This is a genomic window from Microbacterium umsixpiens, from assembly GCF_053543675.1.
Genome location: NZ_JBLVOH010000041.1, coordinates 4,920 through 9,347 on the forward strand (window position 1 = coordinate 4,920; position 4,428 = coordinate 9,347).

The 4,428-nt window shown below is 67.6% G+C and carries 4 protein-coding genes and 1 tRNA gene; 3 read left to right on the forward strand and 2 right to left on the reverse strand.

Features of this window, described 5'->3' with window-relative positions; genetic code table 11:
- Positions 1–14: 14 nt before the first annotated feature.
- Both ACNPM4_RS04500 and ACNPM4_RS04505 read right to left on the reverse strand, forming a co-directional pair.
- Positions 15–473 carry a RidA family protein gene (locus ACNPM4_RS04500; protein ID WP_448984837.1) on the reverse strand — a complete coding sequence of 153 codons (459 nt, stop codon included), beginning with the start codon at positions 471–473 and terminating at the stop codon, positions 15–17.
- Complete coding sequence (locus tag ACNPM4_RS04505; RefSeq protein ID WP_029261050.1) at positions 470–694, reverse strand: Sp36 family protein; 225 nt, start codon at positions 692–694, stop codon at positions 470–472. Before ACNPM4_RS04505 ends, ACNPM4_RS04500 begins: the two co-directional genes overlap by 4 nt.
- An 88-nt stretch (positions 695–782) precedes the next feature.
- Here ACNPM4_RS04505 and ACNPM4_RS04510 point away from each other — a divergent pair, with 88 nt between their 5' ends.
- The 3 genes from ACNPM4_RS04510 to ACNPM4_RS04520 all read left to right on the forward strand — a co-directional run bounded on the left by ACNPM4_RS04510 (position 783) and on the right by ACNPM4_RS04520 (position 4,409).
- On the forward strand, positions 783–3,344 hold the full coding sequence (locus ACNPM4_RS04510) for a transglycosylase domain-containing protein (RefSeq protein ID WP_448984838.1): 2,562 nt from the start codon (positions 783–785) through the stop codon (positions 3,342–3,344).
- Complete coding sequence (locus tag ACNPM4_RS04515) at positions 3,341–4,276, forward strand: metallophosphoesterase (protein WP_448984839.1); 936 nt, start codon at positions 3,341–3,343, stop codon at positions 4,274–4,276. The genes ACNPM4_RS04510 and ACNPM4_RS04515 overlap by 4 nt, the downstream gene beginning before the upstream one ends.
- 56 nt (positions 4,277–4,332) lie before the next feature.
- Positions 4,333–4,409: transfer RNA gene (locus ACNPM4_RS04520), tRNA-Pro, on the forward strand.
- The last annotated feature ends 19 nt before the right edge of the window (positions 4,410–4,428 follow it).

Consider the following 4,428-nt stretch of genomic DNA (forward strand, 5'->3'; position numbering starts at 1 on the left):
GGATGGCCGAATGCTCAGGCGAGGATGAAGGTCACTTCGACCTCGACAGGGCTGCCGAGGGGAAGCTCCGCCACACCCACGGCCGCACGCGCATGACGCCCGGCGTCGCCGAAGATCTCGCCGAGGACCTCGCTGGCGCCGTTGATGACGCCCGGCTGCCCCGTGAAGTCTGCGGCGGAGGCGACGAAGCCGCCCACGCGGAGCACTCCGCCGATGCGGTCGACGCCGCCCGCGGCATCCGCTGCCGCGGCAAGGGCGTTCAACGCACAGGTGCGCGCATACGCCTTCGCGTCTTCCGCCGAGACCTCGGCGCCGACCTTGCCGAGGGCAGGGAGCGCACCGGAGACGAACGGGAGCTGGCCCGAGGTGTAGACGAGACCGTCGTGCACGACCGCCGGGACGTAGGCGGCGACGGGAGCGGCGACCGCGGGCAGCTCGATGCCGAGTTCGGCGAGACGGGCGGCGACGCTCATGCCTGGCCTCCCTCGAACTGACGGGCGGCCTGCTCCGCCGCGGCGAGACCGGCGTTGGCGGAGGCATCCGCGTTCACCGGACGCTTCAGGTAGGCGACGAGACCGCCTTCGGGACCCTGCACGACCTGCACGAGCTCCCAGCCCTGCTTGCCCCAGTTGTTGAGGATGGCTGCCGTGTTGTGGATCAGCAGCGGCGTGGTGAGGTACTCCCACGTGGTCATGGCACTCCTGTCGATCGGGGCGCGACACCGTGATTGCGGGCCGGCTCGTCAAAGGTGGTATTCAGGGAACTCCCCTACGATCAAGCGTATGCCCCAAAAGAATCGCACGGTGAGAGGCGTGCTCGGCGGTCTCGTCGGGCTCGTCGGCTTGAGCGCCGTCGCCGGCCTCCTGGTCGCTGCCAGCGTCACGCCCGTCCTCACCATGACCGGTCTCGCCGGCGCCCAGGCACTGACTCTCTTCGACCAGCTCCCCGAGAACCTCAACCCGGGTACACCGATGGAGCAGTCGACGATCTACGCCACAGACCCCGACGGCAAGCCGGTCGAGCTGGCCTCTTTCTACGAGCAGAACCGCATCCCGGTCACGTACGAGCAGGTGGCCCCCGTGCTGTACGACGCCATCCTCTCCAGTGAGGACAAGAGCTTCTACAGCCACGGCGGCGTCAACCTCGGTGCGACGGTGAAGGCGCTCGTCGACAACGTGCGCGGCACCTCCAGCCGAGGCGCTTCCACGATCAGCCAGCAGTACGTGAAGAACGTGCTGATCCAGGAGTGCGAGCAAGACGTCGACCGCGCCTCCGAGACCTACACGGACGACCTCCGCAAGTGCTTCGAAGACGCGACCAACGCCAGCGGCAACGAGGGCATCGAACGCAAGCTGCAGGAGATGCGCTACGCGATCCAGGTCGAGAAGGACTTCTCCAAGAACGACATCCTGCTCGGATACCTGAACATCGCGAACTTCGGCGGCACGGTGTACGGCATCGAAGCCGCATCGAAGTACTACTTCAGCACGAGCGCCGCGAAGCTCACGGTCGCGCAGGCGGCGACCTTGGCCGGCATCGTGCAGAACCCCAACACGTACCGCATCGACATGCCGCAGGGCACCACGACGAACGAGGCCGGTGAGGCGCTGAACACCGCCGACAGCGGCTACTCGCTCACGAAGGACCGTCGCCACTACGTGCTGGGCCGCATGCTCGCCGACGGCAAGATCACCCAGGCGCAGTACGACGAGGCGGATGCCTCCGAGATCACGCCGACGCTGAAGCAGCCCACGCAGGGCTGCGCGGCGGCCGGCCTCAACGCCTACTTCTGCCAGTACGTGCGGTCGATCGTGCTCGACGACGAAGCCTTCGGCAAGACTCCCCAGGAGCGCGCCGATCTGCTCCGTCGCGGCGGCCTGAAGATCTACACCTCGCTGGACTACCGCATTCAGAACCCGGCCGCACAGACGATGAGCGAGATCGTTCCGGCCAACTACGACAACGACTACTTCGGCGCTGCCGGCGTCTCGATCGAGGTCGGCACCGGTCGCATCCTGTCGATCACGCAGAACACGCGGTTCGACGAGACCACCACCGATGATCTCGGGAAGACCTCGCTCGTCTTCGCCGGCGACCAGAAGCACGGCAACTCCGGCGGCTTCCAGGTCGGCTCGGTGTACAAGCTCTTCACGCTGATCGACTGGCTCGAGAAGGGGCACTCCGTCAACGAGGTGCTGAACGGTCGCGTGCAGACGAACTTGAAGATCCCCGTCTGCGAGAGCCCGCAGAGCACGAACACCAAGGAGATCGGCAACTTCGGCGGCGGCGGCGGCAGGACCGGGAACGTGATGGACTTCACACGGCAGTCCCTGAACAGCGGTTACTTCGCGATGGCCTCGAAGCTCGACATCTGCGACATCAACAAGGTCGCCGATCGGATGGGTGTCACGCTCGCCAGTGGCAAGAAGGTCACCGAAGAGAACGTGCCGTACGACGTGCTCGGCCCGAAGAACATCTCTCCCATCGCCATGGCGAACGCCTATGCCACGGTCGCGAGCGGCGGCAAGTACTGCACCCCGCGCGCGATCGACCGCGTGGTCGGCCCCGACGGCAAGGACCGCGAGCTTCCGGCCGCCTCGTGCACCGATGGCGTGCTCTCCCCTGAGGTCGCGGCGACGGCCGCGTATGCGCTCAAGGGAGTGATGGATTCGGGCGGCACCGGTCAGAACGCCAACCCGTTCGACGGCACGCCGCTGATCGGCAAGACCGGGACGCACGACCGCTGGTCGACCATGATGATCGAGTCCAGCACCAAGGTCACCACGGCGGTCTGGGCAGGCCGCTGGAAGGGACAGTCGGACATCTACCAGAAGTGGGCCGGGAACTACCAGCTCAACAACATGCGCTACCCGCTGGCGAAGGCCGCGCAGGCCGCCGCCAACGAGGTGTACGAGGGAGGCGCCTTCCCGCGTCCGGACGACAAGCTGATCCGTCGGGTGGTGGTCGACATCCCGAACGTCGTCGGCATGACGATGGAGGAGGCGGAATCGACCCTCAAGAGCAACGGCTTCGGCGTGACCGTCGGTGCCGCCGTCGACAGCGACAAGCCGACCAACATCGTCGTCGCGCAGGATCCCTCCGGACAGACGGCGGGCGGGTCGACCATCACGATCTCACCCAGCAACGGCCAGGGCACCACGGTTCCTGCCAACCTCGTTGGCATGTCTCGGCCCGATGCGTCGGCAGCGCTCACCGCTGCGGGATTCACGTCGATCGCCATCGACAACTCGTGCAACCCGCCGACCGCGGTGGTGTCCTCGACGGACCCGGCGCCCGGCACGGCGACCAGCAAGTCCACTCCCGTCACCGTGACGTGCAAGTGACCGCTCGCGGCGCTGCGCACCCGGCCCTCATCGCGCTCGGCGCGGTGGGGGCCGTCGGTGCCGCCGCAGCAGTCTGGGGCATCGGCATCGAGCGCTACCTGTTCACGGTGCGCGAGGCGACGGCATCCGCGCTCCCTCCCGGTTCGGCCCCCTTGCGCATCCTGCACGTGTCGGACGCGCACATGGCGCCCTGGCAGCACCGCAAGCAGGACTGGCTGGCCTCGCTCGCCGAGCTGAAGCCGGACCTCGTCGTCAACACCGGCGACAACCTCGGGCACGCGAACGGCTTGGAAGGCATCCGCCGCGCGTTCGACCCGCTCGCGGGCATCCCCGGGGTGTTCGTGCACGGATCGAACGATGTGACCGCTCCGTCTCCCCGCAACCCTTTGCGCTACTTCCTCGGTCCGTCCAAGAAGCAGCCCGAGCCGGAGCACCTCGACACTGCGGCGATGGACCGGTACTTCACCGACGAGCTCGGATGGACCGACCTGAACAACGCCGCCGCGCGACTCACCCTCGCCGGCGCAGCGGTCGACCTCTTCGGCGTCAACGACGCCCACCGCGACTGGGACCGCCTCGACGTGCTGCCGGACGCCATCGGCGCGCTCGGTCCGCGTGACGCCGGCACACCGATGCTGGGCGTCACCCACGCGCCCTACCAGCGCGTACTCAACGGATTCATCGACCTCGGCGCCGACGCGATCCTCGGCGGTCACACGCACGGCGGCCAGGTGTGCCTCCCCGGCTACGGCGCCCTCGTGGCCAACTGCGACATCCCCCTCAAGCAGGCCAAGGGACTGAGCACGTGGTCGCACGACGGCCATGCGGTGCCGCTCAACGTCAGCGCCGGGTGCGGACACTCGATCTACGCACCGGTCCGCTTCGCCTGCCGCCCCGAGGCGACCCTGCTCACGCTCACCGCGCGGGACTGATCGCCGGCTCGATTCGGCGCACGGAGCATTTCCCTGTAGACTCGGAGGGTTGCAAACGGGGTGTGGCGCAGCTTGGTAGCGCGCTTCGTTCGGGACGAAGAGGTCGCAGGTTCAAATCCTGTCACCCCGACCAGTGACACCGGAAGGGGGGG